Here is a 17,337-nt window from a genome sequence, read left to right as displayed (position 1 = left end):
TGAAAACTTTGACTCTGTTGCACTGTTGCTTTATATTCTACCTTAAGCTCTTTTAATCGTTTATTCATAAATTAATAAAAAAAAGAACTAAGATCTACAACATTCTTTATTATAATCATCAACCCAACTAAAATCGCCATCTACAACACAAGGTAGAAGAAATGTTTGTATCAAAATACAAATATTTCTAATGCCATCTTTCACCTTATCCAAGCTGGGATCATCATCCAACTCATGTAACAACGGATCTTTGTAATTCGGGTCTTTCATTTTTTTATCTCGGATTACTCCCACAGCACGTGATAGCTTTAATGAATCTTGCATATCGTTACGCCCAGTGTAACAATTTGGAAAAACAGCATACATATGACTGTCAAATCCCTCTATAATTAATAGCTCACATTTTGGAAAATACAACACTATATCTGCCCCAGATCTTGCTGTTTCATAAGGACAAGGCCAATCAAATTCTTTTAATATTTCATTCAGAATATCAATTTTGAAATAGGTTTCGGGGTAATACATTTCTTCCATATTTTTTTTTATTTTATGGCTGTACCATCCAGAAGGATAGTGTAGCCTTTTGATTTCAAATATTCAACTTCTCGACCAAAGATAGATTGTATTTTATTACCATTTACATCTAAGACAAATTCACGAAGATTGTCAGTAACATAAATAGCTTTTTCGTTCAATGGATTGGAAACTAACCTAAAATTATCTCCTCTTTTAATAGCATCATCCAGCCATGGATTATTACTGATTGCTTTTAATATTTCTCTGGATGCAAAGCCTTTAAAATCCCTCAATATATTTTGTAGCAAACACCCTTCCTCTGCTCTAACAATCATATGAACATGATTGGTCATTATACACCATGCAAACAGTTCCAAGCCCTTATGGTTCCGACAAAAATTCGAACTGTCAACCAATATATCTTTATATTCATTACGGGTAAAAACATCAACCCAATCTTTAACAGCAAAGCTGATAAAGTAAAGCCTATCAGGATTATGAAATTTATATCTTCTACTCATAATAGTTATAATCTATTTTTACTGCGCAACACACGGACTGGAAGTCCGCTCCAGCAGGGGGTTTCAGATATTATTTACCAATCAATCTCCCCTTTTTCTCGCAAACGTTGTACTTTTACTCCAAATTGATAGCCTATATTAAAAATATCAGTTAAAGTAAATTACATTTATTATTTTGAAATCAGTATTATACATTTCATTGTACCATTCCAATGTTTGTTTCAAATAATCCTCACTATTACACATTATTCGAAAAATAGTTTTTTTATAACTTTCCATATGCTTTTTATTTTATACCATCTATTAATATTAGTCTACTATCTTTAGTTTTAAAAACTTTATTTATTGGCTATGTGTTATACATTGGTTCTTTGATCTAAAGAGGTATAATTTTATTATCCCAAACATTACAATCTTCTATAATATTCTTAAACCCGTATTCTTTAGACAAGTTATAATTATTTATAAACTTTGTTTTTTTTATCGTTGCTTCGTCGAAGTCAGCAGCCGAAAAATCACAAGAGAGAAAGATCGAATCCTCAATTAAAGCTCCTTCCAAATTCATCTCAAACAAGTTACATTCAATGAATTTACAACCTTTTATTTCACTTTCGGAAATGAATAATTTAGATAAATTACACTTTATAAATATACAATTATCGAATTTCCAGTTATAGCAAGCAAAAGGGGTATTAATTAAATCAGACTCATTGAAAATCGAATTCTCAAAATATACATTTGAATCATTTGCATAGATATACCCACCTCTTTCAACAATCAGATCTTTAATAATTGAACTTTCTAAATCTATTGGGATAAGAAAATTTGATTTCCCACTTTTTATCCGAAGATCATCTATAATTTTTTTCAAATTTTCATTATCTAATATTCTCATGTTTCTTAAGTATTATTGGAACAATGGAATTCGTCTCATCCTGATATTTTAATTCTCACTTATTATTTTTTCTAAATAATTAATATTTAATAATTTTATATACTTTTTTACACTTAAATACCAGATAAAAATTCGTTTTCCAAGTAAATTGCTTTAATATTTTCTTCAATACTCTCCATCGAAAGAATCCATTCTCGAGTAACTTTTCCTCTAGTTATTTAAATCATCTATTCTACTAAAGATTACTAAATAAATGTCCGACAAATTTCCCAGAACCTCCAAGCATAAACTTTTAATTTATTTTTTTCATGTAAGAAATATGATATTCAGGAGTTGTTGTTACTCCAGCCTTATTTTCTTCTTGATAATCTAATGAAAATTGCATTTCTGCATCTTTCAAAACATTTACAATTTTATTAATAAGTAATTTACTGTTTAATAAATTGTTTTTGATTCTTCCTGACAAATAAAATGAATTAGAATAAGGTTCAATTGACAATTCAATTTTGTTATCTTCATAGATCAAAATTGTTCCTTGTTCAATTTTCTTAAAATTTCCTTCTAGCAGAATTCTTTTTAATACTTCTTCAATTGTATTTATGTCGTTAGAATATATCGTTGAATAAATTGCTGTCTCCATAAAATTTATAATTTAATGAATGGTTTTAGATCTAAACTTCCTCCAAAGGTTTGAGTTGTAATATTTTCAATATTTAAATTGAGACAAACACCTCGCTGACATTCAATGGAGTATTTAAGTTTGAAATAAAGAAATTACTTTTTCTTTATCAATTGGAATATTTTTATTCGTAAAATCTACAAAAAATTGTAATTGCCATTTTTGCGTTTTTATAGCTTGTTTACTTGTTGGAAAAGTCCAGGGAGGATATATTCTAAAAGCAGTTTTTCCTTTATTATCTTCATTAGACATGATACCTTTTTTAATCAGAATATTCTTATCAAAAATAAATTGTCCTACATTATCTTTATCTGCAGATCCAATAATTAAAAACTCTATATCATCGTTGCTATCAAAAGGAAGGATGATATCCGATAGCCTTTTCCAACAGGTCACAAACTGACCTATTTTAGTTGGAGTTGTCTTACCTTCCCTAAATAAGACATTTTTATTTTTTATACTAAATCTACAGGCATTGTATTCCAAACTTTCATTTTCTCTAACAGGATATTGTGTTATTTTCATCCCAGATTCAGCATATAAATGTTTTATTGCTAATTCTAAATTAATTGGTAATTCTTTTGGAATAAATGTTCTATTTTTTTCTTTGTTATGTTTATTGTCCATAGCCTTACCTCCATTATAAAACTATTAAAGTTATATTTTTGATTGTTTTATCTAATTATTTACACTCTTTTCTAAGTTTCTAGAAAATATTGGATAGACATGCTTTCTGTTCTGTCTATACTCTCATAAATCAATTAAATTTTTCCGAAAAAAAGATGCGAAATCTAAAAAGACATCCATATCGTTTTCTCTTACAATTTGCAACTTTGGAACATTTAAAGGTTCAACAGCTTCAAACAAATCATTTTCTTCATACGGAAAGAATCTCTATGGAGATCTTGCGATAAAGAACTTAACCGATGATTGGCAATAGTCAAATCATTGTTGCGACGTATCACAAAGATAATAAATTTTGAAAGCGATTCACAATACTAATAAGTACTTACCAGATTTCAACCATCCGATCCATTATAAGAGCGAACAAAATGTTAAAATCTTCTATTTTTCAGAAGATTTCTTAAATCTCTTTATATATTTGCATCTATGTTTTTTAAAGCAATTGAAACCGATAAAAACTCTAAGGCGCGGGCCGGAATTTTAGAAACGGATCACGGCAGTATTGAAACACCTATTTTCATGCCGGTGGGTACTGTAGGAACTGTTAAATCTGTACATCAGCGAGAGTTAAAGGACGATATTCAGGCACAGATTATTCTGGGCAACACTTATCATTTGTATTTACGTCCAGGAACGGATATTTTATATAAGGCCGGAGGGCTTCACCAATTTATCAACTGGGATCGCCCTATTCTTACCGATAGCGGAGGATATCAGGTGTTTTCACTTTCCCAGACACGAAAAATTCAGGAAGACGGGGTACGTTTTAAATCTCATATAGATGGTTCGTACCATTTTTTCACACCAGAAAAATCAATGGAAATTCAACGTTATATCGGAGGAGATATTTTTATGGCCTTTGATGAATGCACCCCCTACCCTTGTGATTACTCCTATGCCAAGAAATCACTGGACATTACTCACCGCTGGCTGAAACGATGCGTCAGCTGGTGCGAGGAAAATCCGGAGGTTTATGATTATAAACAACATTTATTCCCCATTGTGCAGGGCAGTACATTTGAAGATTTGCGGAAAATTTCTGCTGAATTTATCGCTTCTGTAGGAGCCGATGGAAATGCAATCGGGGGATTGAGCGTGGGTGAACCGGAAGAAGAAATGTACCGTATTACTGAGGTAGTTACAGATATTTTACCCAAAGACAAACCCCGCTATCTTATGGGCGTAGGTACTCCATGGAATATTCTGGAATCTATTGCACTGGGAGTAGATATGATGGACTGTGTTATGCCCACCCGAAATGCGCGCAACGGTATGCTTTTTACCTGGCAGGGAGTTATCAATATAAAAAATAATAAATGGAAAGATGATTTTTCCGTGCTGGATCCGGAGGGTACTTCTTTTGTAGATCAGGAATACAGCCGTGCATATCTGAGACATCTTTTCTCAGCCAACGAATTTTTGGGTAAACAAATAGCATCGATTCACAATTTAGCCTTTTACCTGGATTTGGTACGCACAGCACGTAAACATATTCTGGCAGGAGATTTCAATGCCTGGAAAAACTCCGTAACCCCGCAGCTGCGCACCCGCTTATGATAAACATACTTGATCGATATATTATCCGTAACTTTCTGGGAACGCTTTTTTTTATGCTTATCCTTCTTATCGCAATTTTTGTGATTATTGATATTCAGAGCAACTATCAGGATTTTAACGAAAACGGATTCAGCATTGTAGATACCTTACGGATGTATTATCCGTATTACGTGGTTTGGGCGGTTAATGTTTTTGCCTCCATTCTGGTATTTATTTCGGTTATTTATTTTACTTCACGACTAACCAATAATACGGAAATTGTAGCTATTACCAGTTCGGGAACCAGCTTTTTCCGGTTTTCACGCCCCTATTTACTCGTGGGCATTTTTATAGCCTCTCTTTCCTTGGTGACCAACCACTTTCTCCTTCCGTGGGCGAATATTAAAAAAAATGAATTTAATGTAAAAACTCTTACCGGTAGTAAAAGGGAAGCTTATTTTGCGAACCAGAACATCTCATCACAAATATCGCCTACAGAATATTTGTTTGTAAACAGCTACAATAGACAGTCTCAAAGAGGTATCGGCTTTATGTATCAGAAATTTAACTCTCAGAGAGTTTTACTGCAAGAAATACGTGCCACTGAAATATACTGGTCTGATAAGGATAACACTTATGTTTTAGGCGGATATTTTGAAAAGACCTATTCTGATAAAGGAAAAATCCTTACACTTAAAAACGGACAAACCCTAAAAAAACATTTTAATTTTACTCCCGACGAGCTTCTTCCGGAAGCCTTTGTTGCAGAAACCATGAATACTCCGGAACTGCTGAAATTCATTAAGAAAGAGAAGATGAAAGGCGCTAATAACGTAAATATTTATCTTAATGAACTGCACCAGAGAACCAGCGCTTCTGTAGCTGTTTTGATCCTTACCTTTTTAGCTCTTTCATTGTCTTCGACTAAGCGAAGAGGGGGTATCGGGTTAAACCTGGCCATAGGTATTTCATCTGCCTTTCTCTATATATTTTCATTCCAGGCACTTCAGGTTTTTTCTTCCAAAGGAATTATGCCTTCCTGGTTTGCTGTATGGCTTCCGAATTTTGTATTTGGAATCGTTACCCTGATTTTATATTTTAAACGTGCCTATGCATAAGTAATTAGTTATATTTAAAAATCATGAACAAAAACAAACTGGCAAATATAATTGCATTTTTAATAGGTCTCTATTTTATAGTCCGTGCTTATTTCTGGTATAAAAACAGCAATGGCGAAGATGAAAAAAATATATATATGGCTGTTTTATACCTGCTGATAGGAATTGTTGCTTTTAGTGCCCAAATATTTGTAAACACGAGAAAAAAGAAAAAAGATAAGTAACTCATGATTCATATCCTTCACATCGAAAGCTCATCAAAAAACTGCTCTGTATCCCTCGGAACTAATGGAAAGCTGAATTCTTTATGCGAGGAAATTTCTCTGGATTTCAAACATAATGAAAAATTGCACACTTTTGTGGAATGGGCTCTGGAAGGTGCTGAAATAGAACTAAAGGATCTTCATGCTGTTTCGGTAGGCAAAGGTCCCGGCTCCTACACGGGTCTACGAATTGGTGTTGCCTCGGCTAAAGGATTTTGTTTTGGTAACGATATTCCGCTTCTTTCCATTAATTCTTTATATTCATTAGCTTTTCCTTTTTTTCATTTGGAATACGACTTTATTATTCCCGTTATGGATGCGCGAAGAATGGAAGTGTATACCTGCGTATACGACCCGACAGGAAACGAAGTTGAAAGCACCCACCCGCACGTCCTTGCCAAATCTTCATTTGAAAAATACAGAGATAAAAAAATACTTTTTGTAGGAGATGCTGTAGAAAAAACTCAATCTTTCTTCAGAGATCTTGATCCGAATTTGCAAAATTTTTTCACATACGAACTCTCATACCCCTCTGCTAAAAACATGATTGAAGCTTCTTTCCAAAAATATAATTCTAAACAATGGGAAGACGTTGCTTACTTCGATCCGCTATATCTAAAAGAGTGGAAATAATCTTTTTTTAGTTTATCCTTTTTTTAACTCTTCTACCAATAAATGAGCGGTATTTTTAGATGCTCCCAAATCTCCAAGTTTATGCCTGAGTTCGTCATACTCTTTCTTTAGTTTTTTCTGATAATCACTCTGGGTAATTTTTGTTAATTCCTTTTTTAAATTATTATAATTCAAATCATTTTGTATAAGCTCCTGTACTACTAAACGATCCATTATCAGATTAACGAGTGATATGTACCGTATATGTTTAATTAAGCGTTTTGCTATTTCGTAAGAAATCCTGCTTCCTTTATAACAGACAACCTCCGGCACATTTAATAAAGCCGTTTCAAGTGTTGCTGTTCCGGAGGTTACTAAAGCAGCCTGAGAAATTCTTAAAAGGCTATAGGTTTGATTGGATACAATTTTAACATGAGAGCTTAAAAACTGCTGGTAAAACTCTTTATCCATGGATGGAGCACCTGCAATGACAAACTCATATTCCGTAAAATCTTTTTCAACGGAGAGCATAGCTGAAAGCATTTTTCTGATTTCCTGCTTCCTGCTTCCCGGAAGTAAAGCAATGATAGGTTTTGTGGAAAGACCATGGGTTTTCCTGAATTCAGATTCATTCAAATCCGGCATATCTTTTAATACATCCAGCAAAGGATGACCTACAAAATCAACCGTATAATCATATTTCTTGTAAAAATCCTTTTCAAAGGGAAGAATCACAAACATACGATCTACATACTTTTTGATGGTTTTCACCCTTCCTGATTTCCATGCCCAAACCTGCGGCGATATATAATAAAAAGTTTTAATTCCTGCTTTTTTGACAAATTCACATATTCTGAGATTAAAACCCGGATAATCAATAAAAATAACGCAATCCGGACGATATTGAAGAATATCTTTTTTACAGAATCGAATATTTCCGAGGATAGTTCTCAGATTCATAATAACTTCTGCAAATCCCATAAACGCCAATTCTTTATAATGCTTTACCATATCACCTCCCTGGGCTTGCATCAAATCCCCTCCCCAGAAGCGAAATTCAGCCTGAGAATCTTCATTCTTAATTGCTTTCATTAAATTGGATCCGTGTAAGTCTCCAGAAGCCTCGCCTGCAATAATATAATATTTCATACGTATAATAATCTAGGTTTTGAAGGATTTGAACCCCTCCACATATTGTTAAAAATATTTTTCCAGTTAATAGCTGAAAATTCTTCCTTATTTATACCTGATAACCACAAGGCTTTTAACATACATTAAGAAAATGAATAAGAATATACTTTCTATCAATTTCAAAAATGAATACTGAACGGAAAAAGCTAAAATCAAGTATTAAAAAAGGTTTACACATTTAAAAAATGATTTACCGCATCATAAAACGCAACAGGATTGTCCGCCTGAACCCAGTGTGATGCCTTAGGTATTACTTCCAGTTTTTCTTTAGGAAACTGCTGTCTGATATAAAATTCATCTTGTTTTAGTATATAATTGGAATTTTCTCCTGCAATAAATAATGCAGGCCCCTCATAGATACCAAACGATATAGGTTTATTGATTAGCTGAGTATAGTTATCGGTTAGAGATTTGAGGTTAAATCGAAAATCGAAGTGCTCTTTATCTGTACGGTAAACATTCTTCATTAAAAACTGAATAATACCCGGCTCCTGAATATAGGCAGACAATGCTTCTTCTACTTCTTTACGGTCGTTGATTCGGGAAAAATCCACACTCTGCAATGCTTTAATGACTGCCTGATGATGAGGTGGATATGCTTTGGGTGCCATATCTACCACTATGAGTTTGTCAACCAATGAGGGATGCTTGATTGAGCATTCCATTACAGCTTTACCTCCTAATGAATGACCCAGTAAAATAACTTTTTGTAACTGGTAGTGGTTGCAGTAATTCACAATATCGTCAGACATAGAAGTATAATCCATAATGTCAGAATGAAAACTTCTTCCATGGTTGCGCAGATCAATAAGATGAACTTCCCGGTCTTCTGCAAATTTCTTACCCAATGTTCCCCAGTTATCCAGCATACCAAATAACCCATGAAATATTAACATAGGGGTTGTTTCCGGCTTTTCATATATTTTTGAGTGTAAAATCTGATTTTCCATTTATTTACAATAACTTTTTACAAAAATACAGATATTATCACAGAATAATACAACATAAAATTTCGTTAGTTTTAAACTCTTGTATTTTAAAAATTGGTATATATATAATAAAAAAATGTATTTTTGAACTATACTTTATTAAAAAGCCTTTACAATTAATTATAAAAAGTCAGATTTTATGAATAACTCAAATGAAAATTTAAAAAGACACCTCACCAACAGACATATCCAGTTAATTGCAATTGGTGGTGCTATAGGTACAGGATTGTTTATGGGTTCCGGTAAAACTATCAGCCTGGCAGGTCCTTCCATATTATTGGTTTATGCCATTATTGGTTTTATCATATTTTTTGTCATGCGTGCCATGGGAGAATTACTTTTATCGAATTTAAAATACAAGTCTTTTGTTGATTTCGTAACGGATTTACTAGGACCTATGGCTGGCTTTTTTATGGGATGGACCTATTGGTTCTGCTGGATTGTAACAGGAAGTGCTGATTTGATAGCTATATCCGGATATATAGAACAATTATACCCCGGATTGGTAGCTCCCTGGATTCCTGCATTGTTATGTGTTTTATTATTTTTCTTTCTTAATTTATTGACTGTAAAACTTTTTGGCGAAACTGAATTCTGGTTTTCTATTATTAAAATATTAGCCATAGCCCTGTTGATTCTGGTAGGTATTTTTTTAATTATCTATCAGTTTGAAACGCCATCAGGAGTTACGACTTCGTTATCGAATATTTGGAATGACGGGGGAATATTTCCAATGGGATTTACTGGCTTTATGGCTGGTTTCCAAATTGCTGCTTTTGCATTCGTAGGTGTTGAACTTGTAGGAACCACAGCAGCAGAGGCCAAAGATCCTGAAAAAACACTACCTAAAGCTATTAATGCCATTCCGGTCAGAGTAATCTTGTTTTATGTATTGGCCTTAGCTGTAATTATGTCTGTTATGCCATGGCGGACTATTGATCCGGACAAAAGCCCTTTTATAACACTATTTTCTTTTGCAGGTATTGCTGCGGCCTTCCATATTACCTATTTTGTTGTTTTAACCTCTGCCGCTTCATCAGCCAATAGCGGAATTTTTTCTACCAGCCGTATGTTATACGGTCTTTCTTCCAGCAGCAAGGCACCCAAAATATTTAATAAACTTTCAAAAGCATCGGTTCCGGCCTATGGTCTTACATTTTCATGTGCGTGCCTGATACCTGCAGTATTCTTACTGTATATAGGTAATGATGATGTAATGAAAGCTTTCACTTTAGTTACCACTGTAGCTACCGTACTATTTGTATTTGTATGGTCTATGATTTTATTTTCTTATATAGCATTTCGTAAAAAGAGGCCAGAACTTCATAAAAAATCCAAATTTAAAGTTCCCGGCGGATTATTTTCCATTTATCTATCTTTACTTTTCTTTATCATTCTTATTGTAACTTTTTGGTTCGAAGGTGATACTCAACAAGCTCTTATATTTACTCCCTTATGGTTTGTGATTTTAGGGATATGTTATTTCCTGATTCCTAAAAAAATAAAAAGTCAATGGAAACCTTTTTCCGAATCTGAATAAGAAATATTTATACTATATACAACCCTGATATTATTCGTTATTATCAGGGTTTTTTACTTGATTCAGGTGCTCATGCAGTTTATTTATTGAATCCAGAAGCTCCTTATGATTCTGATGTATCATTCTGATATTTTTATGTATAACTATACCACTACCTGCAGCAATAGATGCTCCCAACGCACTTAGAACATTAGTATAATTACCGAAAATCAGTTGTGAAGTATCTGACGGAGCATATTCTTTCCAGGTAGGTATTATTGCACACATCAGGGCAAATATCACCAGATAAAAAAATAGAAAAAGATAAATGAAAATGGATAGTTTACTAGATAAAACTGCAGGTATCTGACTAAAGACACGATTTAATAGATTCATTACTTACGTTTTTTTTATTTCTAATTTAAAAAAACTTATATTATTGACAATGAAAAAATTAAAAATTAGAAATTAGATTATCTATGTACTTATAAACATAACTTCTTACTCTTAAGAATTCTTTTGATATAATTATATGCAAGTCATCTCTCTAAATTATTTATATTTGATATTAAATAATCCATTTTGAATGTTAATATCTATAGTTGTGCCCGTTTATAATGCTGAAAAATTTTTAAAAAAATGTCTGGATAGTATTATTAATCAAACATATAAAAATTTTGAGTTAATCCTGATTAATGATGGATCCACAGATTCCAGCCTTAACATTTGTAAGGAATATGCTGAAAATGATTCTAGAATTTGTATTATCAATCAGACAAATAAAGGAGTTTCAATTACAAGAAATACCGGTATTAATTCAGCGAAAGGAGAATATATATGTTTTATTGATTCAGATGATTGGGTAAATCCAGATTATTTAAAAGATTATATAGATCATCTTTCAAGCCCCTCTCTGCTTTTAGTTCAAGACATTAACAGGTTTACTCATAATGTCTTTGAACCTTTTTCTCAAGGTTATGCTAATGAGATAATAGATCTTAACGATCAACTAGATACCTTTCTTAATAATTATAAATATACACAAGGGTATCCTTTTAATAAATTTTACAATCTTGGAATTCTGAAAAAAAACTCAATTTTGTTTCCAGAGGATTTAAATATAAATGAAGATGAAATTTTCTATTACAATTATCTAACCCATGTTAATAAACTATTTTTTTTAAAAAAAGCAAATTATAATTACTACTATCGTGAAGATTCTTTAAGCAGGACTGCTAACTTCAAGAGCTACTATTTATATATGGTGTATTATTATAATTACTTCAACGAACTAGAGAGTAAGGCTGATCCAAAGTTTAAGGAATTTTTAAAAAATCTGAAAGTTGAAAACTATAATAATAAATTTATCTATGCTTTTAGAAGCGTACTTTATCAGGAAAAATCAAAAAAAATAAGAATCGAAAATTTAAAACTTTTAAATCAACTTCCAGAAGATTTCATTAATAAAATTCAACCTAGAACACTATTACAAAAGATTGATTTTTTTCTTTTAAGAAAAAAATTCTATTCTCTTTTAGATACTATAATTTTATTAAAAATAAGAAAATAAACTAAAATTTATATATTATAAAAACAGATACAATGGCAAGAAACTGGCAAACTATAAAGGAGTATTCCGATATATTATTTGAATACTGGGAAGGTATAGCAAAAATAACCATTAATCGTCCACAAGTATACAATGCTTTCAGACCGGAAACCAATTTTCAGATGCTGGAAGCAATGGATTATTGCCGTGAACATCCTGAAGTTGACGTAATCATTTTAACCGGTGCAGGTGATAAAGCTTTTTGTAGTGGAGGTGATCAGAATGTTAAAGGAGTGGGTGGCTATGTAGGTGAAGATGGAATTCCCAGATTAAATGTACTGGATTTGCATAAAAAAATTCGTGAAATTCCTAAACCTGTGATTGCCATGGTAAACGGATATGCTATTGGAGGCGGACACGTTCTTCATGTTGTCTGTGATTTAACCATAGCTTCAGAAAATGCTAAATTTGGACAAACAGGACCTAAAGTGGGTAGCTTTGACGGAGGTTTTGGTTCCTCTTACCTTGCACGAAGTGTGGGCCAGAAAAAAGCAAGAGAAATATGGTTTTTATGTCAACAGTATACAGCTCAGGAAGCTCTGGATATGGGGATGGTGAATAAAGTTGTTTCTTTGGAAGAACTTGAAAATACTACTGTAGAATGGTGTCAGATCATGCAGGAACGAAGTCCACTTGCTTTACGTATGATTAAAAGATGCCTGAATGCTGAACTGGATGGACAGCATGGATTAATGCAGCTAGCCGGTGATGCTACTCTTATGTATTATCTGATGGATGAGGCGCAGGAAGGTAAAAAAGCATTTCTTGAAAAACGAAAACCTGATTTTAAAAAATTTCCAAAATTTCCATAAATAGTAAGGCCATTATAAAATGGCCTTTTATTTTTTATTATCTGCATGCTTAATAAAGCTGTTTCGTTTTGAAACCATCAATAACACCTTTTACATATTGATATTATTTATATTTAGACTAAATTAATATAATCATTTACTGACGAATGTCAGATATAAAGATTACATTTTCTTTCGTTTTGTTTCGTATTTTTGATATACAAAACAAATCAAAAGAATTTTGAAAACAACAACGACAGCATCTACTCATACGGAACCCTGGGATGTAATTATCATAGGAGGAGGAGCTACAGGTGCAGGAACTGCAAGAGATTGTGCTCGCAGAGGTTTGAAAACACTAATGCTGGAAAGACATGATATTGCTACTGGAGCCACGGGCAGAAATCATGGATTATTACACAGTGGAAGCAGGTATGCTGTAACTGATCGAGAGTCAGCAGAAGAATGTATAAAAGAAAATATGATTCTCAAAAAAATAGCCCGTCATTGCGTAGAAAAGACAGACGGTCTGTTCTTAACCTTACCTGAAGATGATTTAAGCTATCAGTCAAAATTTATAGAGTCATGCCAGGCAGCAGGAATAAATGTCCAAGCTATTGATCCAAAAGAAGCCTTACTCAGAGAACCTTCTGCTAATCCTACTATTATTGGGGCAGTACTGGTCCCTGACGGAACTGTTGATCCTTTCAGACTAACTCTATCAAACATTTTAGATGCTAAAGAACATGGTGCTGAAATACTAACCTATCATGAAGTTTTAGGATTAATAAAAGAACAAAATAGAATTATAGGAGTAAAAATTTACGATCATGTAAACAAAGAAGAAAAAGATATTTACGGAAACATCATTGTAAATGCCAGCGGCATTTGGGGGCAAAAAATAGCTGAATATGCAGATTTGAAAATTAAAATGTTCCCGGCAAAAGGTTCTTTACTGATTTTCGGACATCGTGTAAATCAAATGGTTTTAAACCGTTGTAGAAAACCTGCCGATGCAGATATTCTAGTTCCCGGTGATACGATATGCCTTATAGGAACAACCTCAACCCACGTACCTTTTGAAGAAGTAGATCAAATGTACGTTAACCCTGAGGAGGTTGACATACTCCTACGAGAAGGAGAAAAATTATCCCCATCACTTGTAAACACTCGCATACTAAGAGGTTACGCAGGAGTAAGACCTCTGGTTGCATCAGATGATGATCCTTCCGGCAGAAATGTTAGCCGCGGTATTGTACTCCTAGATCATGAAATTAGAGACGGATTAGAAGGTTTTATAACTATTACGGGCGGTAAACTAATGACATACAGATTAATGGCTGAATGGGCTACCGATTTAATCTGTAAAAAACTGAATAATACTACCCGATGTACAACTGCCGAAGTAAATCTTCCAGGCTCGCGACTTACAAAAGAAGAAGTAAATAAAAAAATTATTTCAGTTCCTTCTTCTATAAGGGAATCAGCTATCTATAGAATGGGTGATAAAGCTGAAAACTTATCCTGCAATACAGACATTGAAAACAGCCTGGTGTGTGAATGTGAAGAAGTATCTGCTGGTGAAGTTGAATATGCTTTCAAAGAACTACATGTTAACAACTTAATAGATCTGAGAAGAAGAACCCGGGTAGGTATGGGCACCTGTCAGGGAGAACTTTGTGCGTGCAGAGCTGCAGGACTTATGAATCAATATAGTAATTTACCTGCAAATAAATGTAAGGAATCCCTATCTGTATTTCTTAACGAAAGATGGAAAGGAATACGACCTATTGCCTGGGGAGATACCCTACGGGAAAGTGAGTTTACCAGCTGGATATACGAAGGGGTTTGTGGGCTGAACCTATCAGAAGAACAACTAAAAAATACAAAAAAATGACTTTTGATACAGTAATTATAGGAGGAGGATTATCTGGTTTAATTAGCGGGATACGCTTACTACAAAACAAAAAAAAATGCGCAATTATATCTTCCGGACAAAGTGCCTTACATTTTTTTTCCGGCTCTTTTGATTTATTAAATTTTCTGCCAAATGGAGAAAAAGTTGCATATCCTCAAAAGGAAATTAATAAACTTATAAAAAATTTCCCCGAACATCCTTATACCAAATTAGGTGAAAATGAATTTAATAAGCTTACAGAACAAGCTGAGCAATTACTAAAACAAGTAGGACTACATGTCCAGGGCTCTTCAGAAAAAAATCATTTCCGAATAACACCTTTAGGAGAACTCAAACCAACCTGGCTTACAATGCCTCAGTTTGCTATTACACATAATGATTCATTGCTACCTTGGAAAAAAGTATGCCTTATTAATATTAAAGGTTTTCTGGACTTTCATCCAGAATTTGTATCGGAAGCTTTTAAAGCGAAAGGTGTCAAAACAGAAATTCAGTTTTTTGATCTTCCGGAACTGGATAGAATCCGTAAAAACCCAAGTGAATTCAGATCTACTAATCTTTCAATCATACTCGACAAAGAATCTTCACGGGAGAAAATGATTGAGGATTTTTCAGTTTTTAGTAAAAACTCTGATGCTTTAATACTTCCGGACTGCTGGGGTCATAAAAATAGTTCATTACTGTCAGATGTTATGAAAGAAATAGGAAAACCAATATTCCTGCTGCCTACCTTCCCCCCTTCGTTGATCGGAGTATACACCCAGCAATTTCTTAAAGACTGCTTTACTAAATTGGGTGGAACCTATATGCTCGGTGACTCTGTCACAGAAGCCAATATTAAAAATAACCGTGTAACCGAAGTATTCACAAAAAATCATGGAAATATCCCTTTTAAAGCAGACAATGTAATTCTTTCATCAGGTAGTTTTTTCAGTCAGGGAATAATTGCAGATATGAATAAAGTATATGAACCTGTTTTTTCGCTAGATACAGATTTTTTAGAAAAAAGAAGTGACTGGTATAACCGAAATCTGTTTGAAAATCAGAAATATCAACAATTCGGAGTAAAAACAGACAACAACTTTAGAGGATTAAAAAATGGAAAACCTATTGACAATTTGTTTGTAACAGGTGCAATACTAAATGGCTTTAACCCCATAAAAGAAGGCTGCGGTGCTGGTGTATCCATACTAACAGCTCTATACGTTGCTAATCAAATTTTAATTAAAGAACAAACCTATGAATCTGCTGGTCAATAAAAGCGAAAATAACTTTGAACAATGCATTAAATGTACTATTTGCACAGTGTATTGCCCTGTATCTAAAGTAAATCCTGAATACCCTGGACCTAAACAATCCGGTCCGGATGGAGAAAGACTTCGCCTTAAAAATCCTGATTTTTACGATGAATCATTAAAATACTGTATTAATTGCAAACGCTGTGAAGTAGCTTGCCCTTCAAATGTAAAAATAGGAGATATCATACAAATGGCCCGAATTAAATACAGTCAAAAAAAACCAACACTTCGGGATACTATTCTGGCTCATACCGATTTTATGGGTACTTTAGCCACGCCTTTTGCTCCTGTTGTAAATGCTATAACCTCAGCAAAACCGGTTAAAAAAATATTGGATCCGCTACTTCAAATTGATAAAAGAAGAAATCTGCCCAAATATTCATTTGGCACATTCAGAAACTGGTATAAAAAGATAGCGGAACAGCAAAAGACTTTTGCTGAGCAGGTTTCTTATTTTCACGGATGTTATGTAAATTACAATAATCCACAGCTAGGAAAAGATCTAATCAAAATAATGAATTCGCTAAATATTGGTGTTCAACTTTTAGAAAAAGAGAGATGCTGCGGGATTGCTCTTATATCGAATGGCTTTATTGATAAAGCTGCCAAAAATGCAAAACTGGATGAGCAAGAAATACGAAAATCAGTATTAGAGAAAAAATTACCCGTACTTACTACTTCTTCATCCTGCACATTTACTATACGAGATGAACATCCTCATTTATTAGGAATAGATAATCGTGAAGTTCGAGACGAGATCGAACTGGCAACCCGATATATATACAGATTATTAAGCACAAACCAATCTAATATTCCTGAATTCAATAATGGTAAATTAAAAATAGCCTATCATACTCCCTGTCATATGGAAAAGTTAGGCTGGTCATACTATTCTATTGAATTATTAAAATTAATACCTAAGGTAGAAGTTACAGTTCTCGACTCCAATTGCTGCGGTATTGCCGGAACCTTTGGATTTAAAAAAGAAAATCATGAAACTTCAAAAAAAATCGGAGAATCCCTGTTTAAGCAAATTGAAGAGGGAGGATTTGATCTGGTATCCTCCGATTGCGAAACCTGTAAGTGGCAAATTGAAATGTTTACATCTAAAAAATGTGAACACCCACTCTCAATTCTGGCTAAAGTGTTAGCATAGATAATTTTACAATTTTTTAACTTCGAAGCCCCTGTAATACAG

18 protein-coding genes are annotated in these 17,337 nt (G+C 33.5%); 10 read left to right on the top strand and 8 right to left on the bottom strand.

Features of this window, described 5'->3' with window-relative positions; all coding sequences use genetic code 11:
- Positions 1 to 87: 87 nt before the first annotated feature.
- The 5 genes from EOV51_RS04635 to EOV51_RS04610 form a co-directional block, all read right to left on the bottom strand.
- On the bottom strand, positions 88 to 534 hold the full coding sequence (locus EOV51_RS04635) for a hypothetical protein (RefSeq protein ID WP_128150332.1): 447 nt from the start codon (positions 532 to 534) through the stop codon (positions 88 to 90).
- Positions 535 to 542: 8 nt separating this feature from the next.
- Positions 543 to 1,037 carry a transposase gene (locus EOV51_RS04630; RefSeq protein ID WP_128150330.1) on the bottom strand — a complete coding sequence of 165 codons (495 nt, stop codon included), beginning with the start codon at positions 1,035 to 1,037 and terminating at the stop codon, positions 543 to 545.
- 376 nt (positions 1,038 to 1,413) lie between these two features.
- Positions 1,414 to 1,932: a pentapeptide repeat-containing protein gene (locus tag EOV51_RS04620; protein ID WP_128150328.1), complete on the bottom strand. Its 519-nt coding sequence runs from the start codon at positions 1,930 to 1,932 to the stop codon at positions 1,414 to 1,416.
- Between the two features lie 292 nt (positions 1,933 to 2,224).
- Positions 2,225 to 2,572 (bottom strand): hypothetical protein, encoded by a 348-nt coding sequence (locus EOV51_RS04615; protein ID WP_128150326.1) that lies wholly within the window; start codon positions 2,570 to 2,572, stop codon positions 2,225 to 2,227.
- A 114-nt stretch (positions 2,573 to 2,686) separates the two neighbouring features.
- Positions 2,687 to 3,238 carry a MepB family protein gene (locus tag EOV51_RS04610; protein ID WP_128150324.1) on the bottom strand — a complete coding sequence of 184 codons (552 nt, stop codon included), beginning with the start codon at positions 3,236 to 3,238 and terminating at the stop codon, positions 2,687 to 2,689.
- Positions 3,239 to 3,721: 483 nt separating this feature from the next.
- Between EOV51_RS04610 and tgt the strand changes: the two genes are divergently transcribed.
- From tgt to tsaB, 4 genes are read left to right on the top strand one after another with little or no spacing between them, the layout of a single operon-like run.
- On the top strand, positions 3,722 to 4,852 hold the full coding sequence (gene tgt, locus EOV51_RS04605; RefSeq protein WP_128150322.1) for a tRNA guanosine(34) transglycosylase Tgt: 1,131 nt from the start codon (positions 3,722 to 3,724) through the stop codon (positions 4,850 to 4,852).
- The gene (locus tag EOV51_RS04600; RefSeq protein ID WP_128150320.1) at positions 4,849 to 5,949 is read left to right on the top strand and encodes an LptF/LptG family permease; all 1,101 of its coding nucleotides are present in this window, start codon (positions 4,849 to 4,851) and stop codon (positions 5,947 to 5,949) included. The genes tgt and EOV51_RS04600 overlap by 4 nt, the downstream gene beginning before the upstream one ends.
- A gap of 23 nt (positions 5,950 to 5,972) precedes the next feature.
- Entirely contained in the window at positions 5,973 to 6,173 is a 201-nt protein-coding gene (locus EOV51_RS04595) for a hypothetical protein (RefSeq protein ID WP_128150318.1), read from the top strand.
- A gap of 6 nt (positions 6,174 to 6,179) precedes the next feature.
- Complete coding sequence (gene tsaB, locus EOV51_RS04590; protein WP_128153291.1) at positions 6,180 to 6,845, top strand: tRNA (adenosine(37)-N6)-threonylcarbamoyltransferase complex dimerization subunit type 1 TsaB; 666 nt, start codon at positions 6,180 to 6,182, stop codon at positions 6,843 to 6,845.
- A 12-nt stretch (positions 6,846 to 6,857) separates the two neighbouring features.
- Here tsaB and lpxB read toward each other — a convergent pair whose 3' ends face one another.
- On the bottom strand, positions 6,858 to 7,973 hold the full coding sequence (gene lpxB / locus EOV51_RS04585; RefSeq protein ID WP_128150316.1) for a lipid-A-disaccharide synthase: 1,116 nt from the start codon (positions 7,971 to 7,973) through the stop codon (positions 6,858 to 6,860).
- A gap of 212 nt (positions 7,974 to 8,185) precedes the next feature.
- Complete coding sequence (locus EOV51_RS04580) at positions 8,186 to 8,965, bottom strand: alpha/beta fold hydrolase (RefSeq protein WP_128150314.1); 780 nt, start codon at positions 8,963 to 8,965, stop codon at positions 8,186 to 8,188.
- A gap of 178 nt (positions 8,966 to 9,143) precedes the next feature.
- Here EOV51_RS04580 and EOV51_RS04575 point away from each other — a divergent pair, with 178 nt between their 5' ends.
- The gene (locus EOV51_RS04575) at positions 9,144 to 10,544 is read left to right on the top strand and encodes an amino acid permease (protein ID WP_128150312.1); all 1,401 of its coding nucleotides are present in this window, start codon (positions 9,144 to 9,146) and stop codon (positions 10,542 to 10,544) included.
- A 30-nt stretch (positions 10,545 to 10,574) separates the two neighbouring features.
- Here EOV51_RS04575 and EOV51_RS04570 read toward each other — a convergent pair whose 3' ends face one another.
- Positions 10,575 to 10,919, bottom strand: coding sequence for a hypothetical protein (locus EOV51_RS04570; RefSeq protein WP_128150310.1), 345 nt, complete (start codon positions 10,917 to 10,919; stop codon positions 10,575 to 10,577).
- Positions 10,920 to 11,109: 190 nt separating this feature from the next.
- Here EOV51_RS04570 and EOV51_RS04565 point away from each other — a divergent pair, with 190 nt between their 5' ends.
- The 5 genes from EOV51_RS04565 (at position 11,110) to glpC (ending at position 17,295) form a co-directional block, all read left to right on the top strand.
- Positions 11,110 to 12,093 (top strand): glycosyltransferase family 2 protein, encoded by a 984-nt coding sequence (locus EOV51_RS04565; RefSeq protein WP_128150308.1) that lies wholly within the window; start codon positions 11,110 to 11,112, stop codon positions 12,091 to 12,093.
- Positions 12,094 to 12,125: 32 nt separating this feature from the next.
- On the top strand, positions 12,126 to 12,944 hold the full coding sequence (gene menB, locus EOV51_RS04560; protein ID WP_128150306.1) for a 1,4-dihydroxy-2-naphthoyl-CoA synthase: 819 nt from the start codon (positions 12,126 to 12,128) through the stop codon (positions 12,942 to 12,944).
- 220 nt (positions 12,945 to 13,164) lie between these two features.
- Positions 13,165 to 14,820, top strand: a complete 1,656-nt coding sequence (glpA, locus tag EOV51_RS04555) for an anaerobic glycerol-3-phosphate dehydrogenase subunit A (RefSeq protein WP_128150304.1) — start codon at positions 13,165 to 13,167, stop codon at positions 14,818 to 14,820.
- A complete protein-coding gene (glpB, locus tag EOV51_RS04550; protein ID WP_128150302.1) occupies positions 14,817 to 16,100 on the top strand; it encodes a glycerol-3-phosphate dehydrogenase subunit GlpB in 1,284 nt (427 codons plus the stop codon). Before glpA ends, glpB begins: the two co-directional genes overlap by 4 nt.
- Entirely contained in the window at positions 16,081 to 17,295 is a 1,215-nt protein-coding gene (gene glpC / locus EOV51_RS04545) for an anaerobic glycerol-3-phosphate dehydrogenase subunit GlpC (RefSeq protein ID WP_128150299.1), read from the top strand. Before glpB ends, glpC begins: the two co-directional genes overlap by 20 nt.
- The last annotated feature ends 42 nt before the right edge of the window (positions 17,296 to 17,337 follow it).

Source organism: Apibacter raozihei (assembly GCF_004014855.1).
Classification (GTDB): domain Bacteria; phylum Bacteroidota; class Bacteroidia; order Flavobacteriales; family Weeksellaceae; genus Apibacter; species Apibacter raozihei.
Note: the sequence above shows the minus strand (reverse complement) of the source record. Positions and strands in the feature narration are given on the sequence as shown.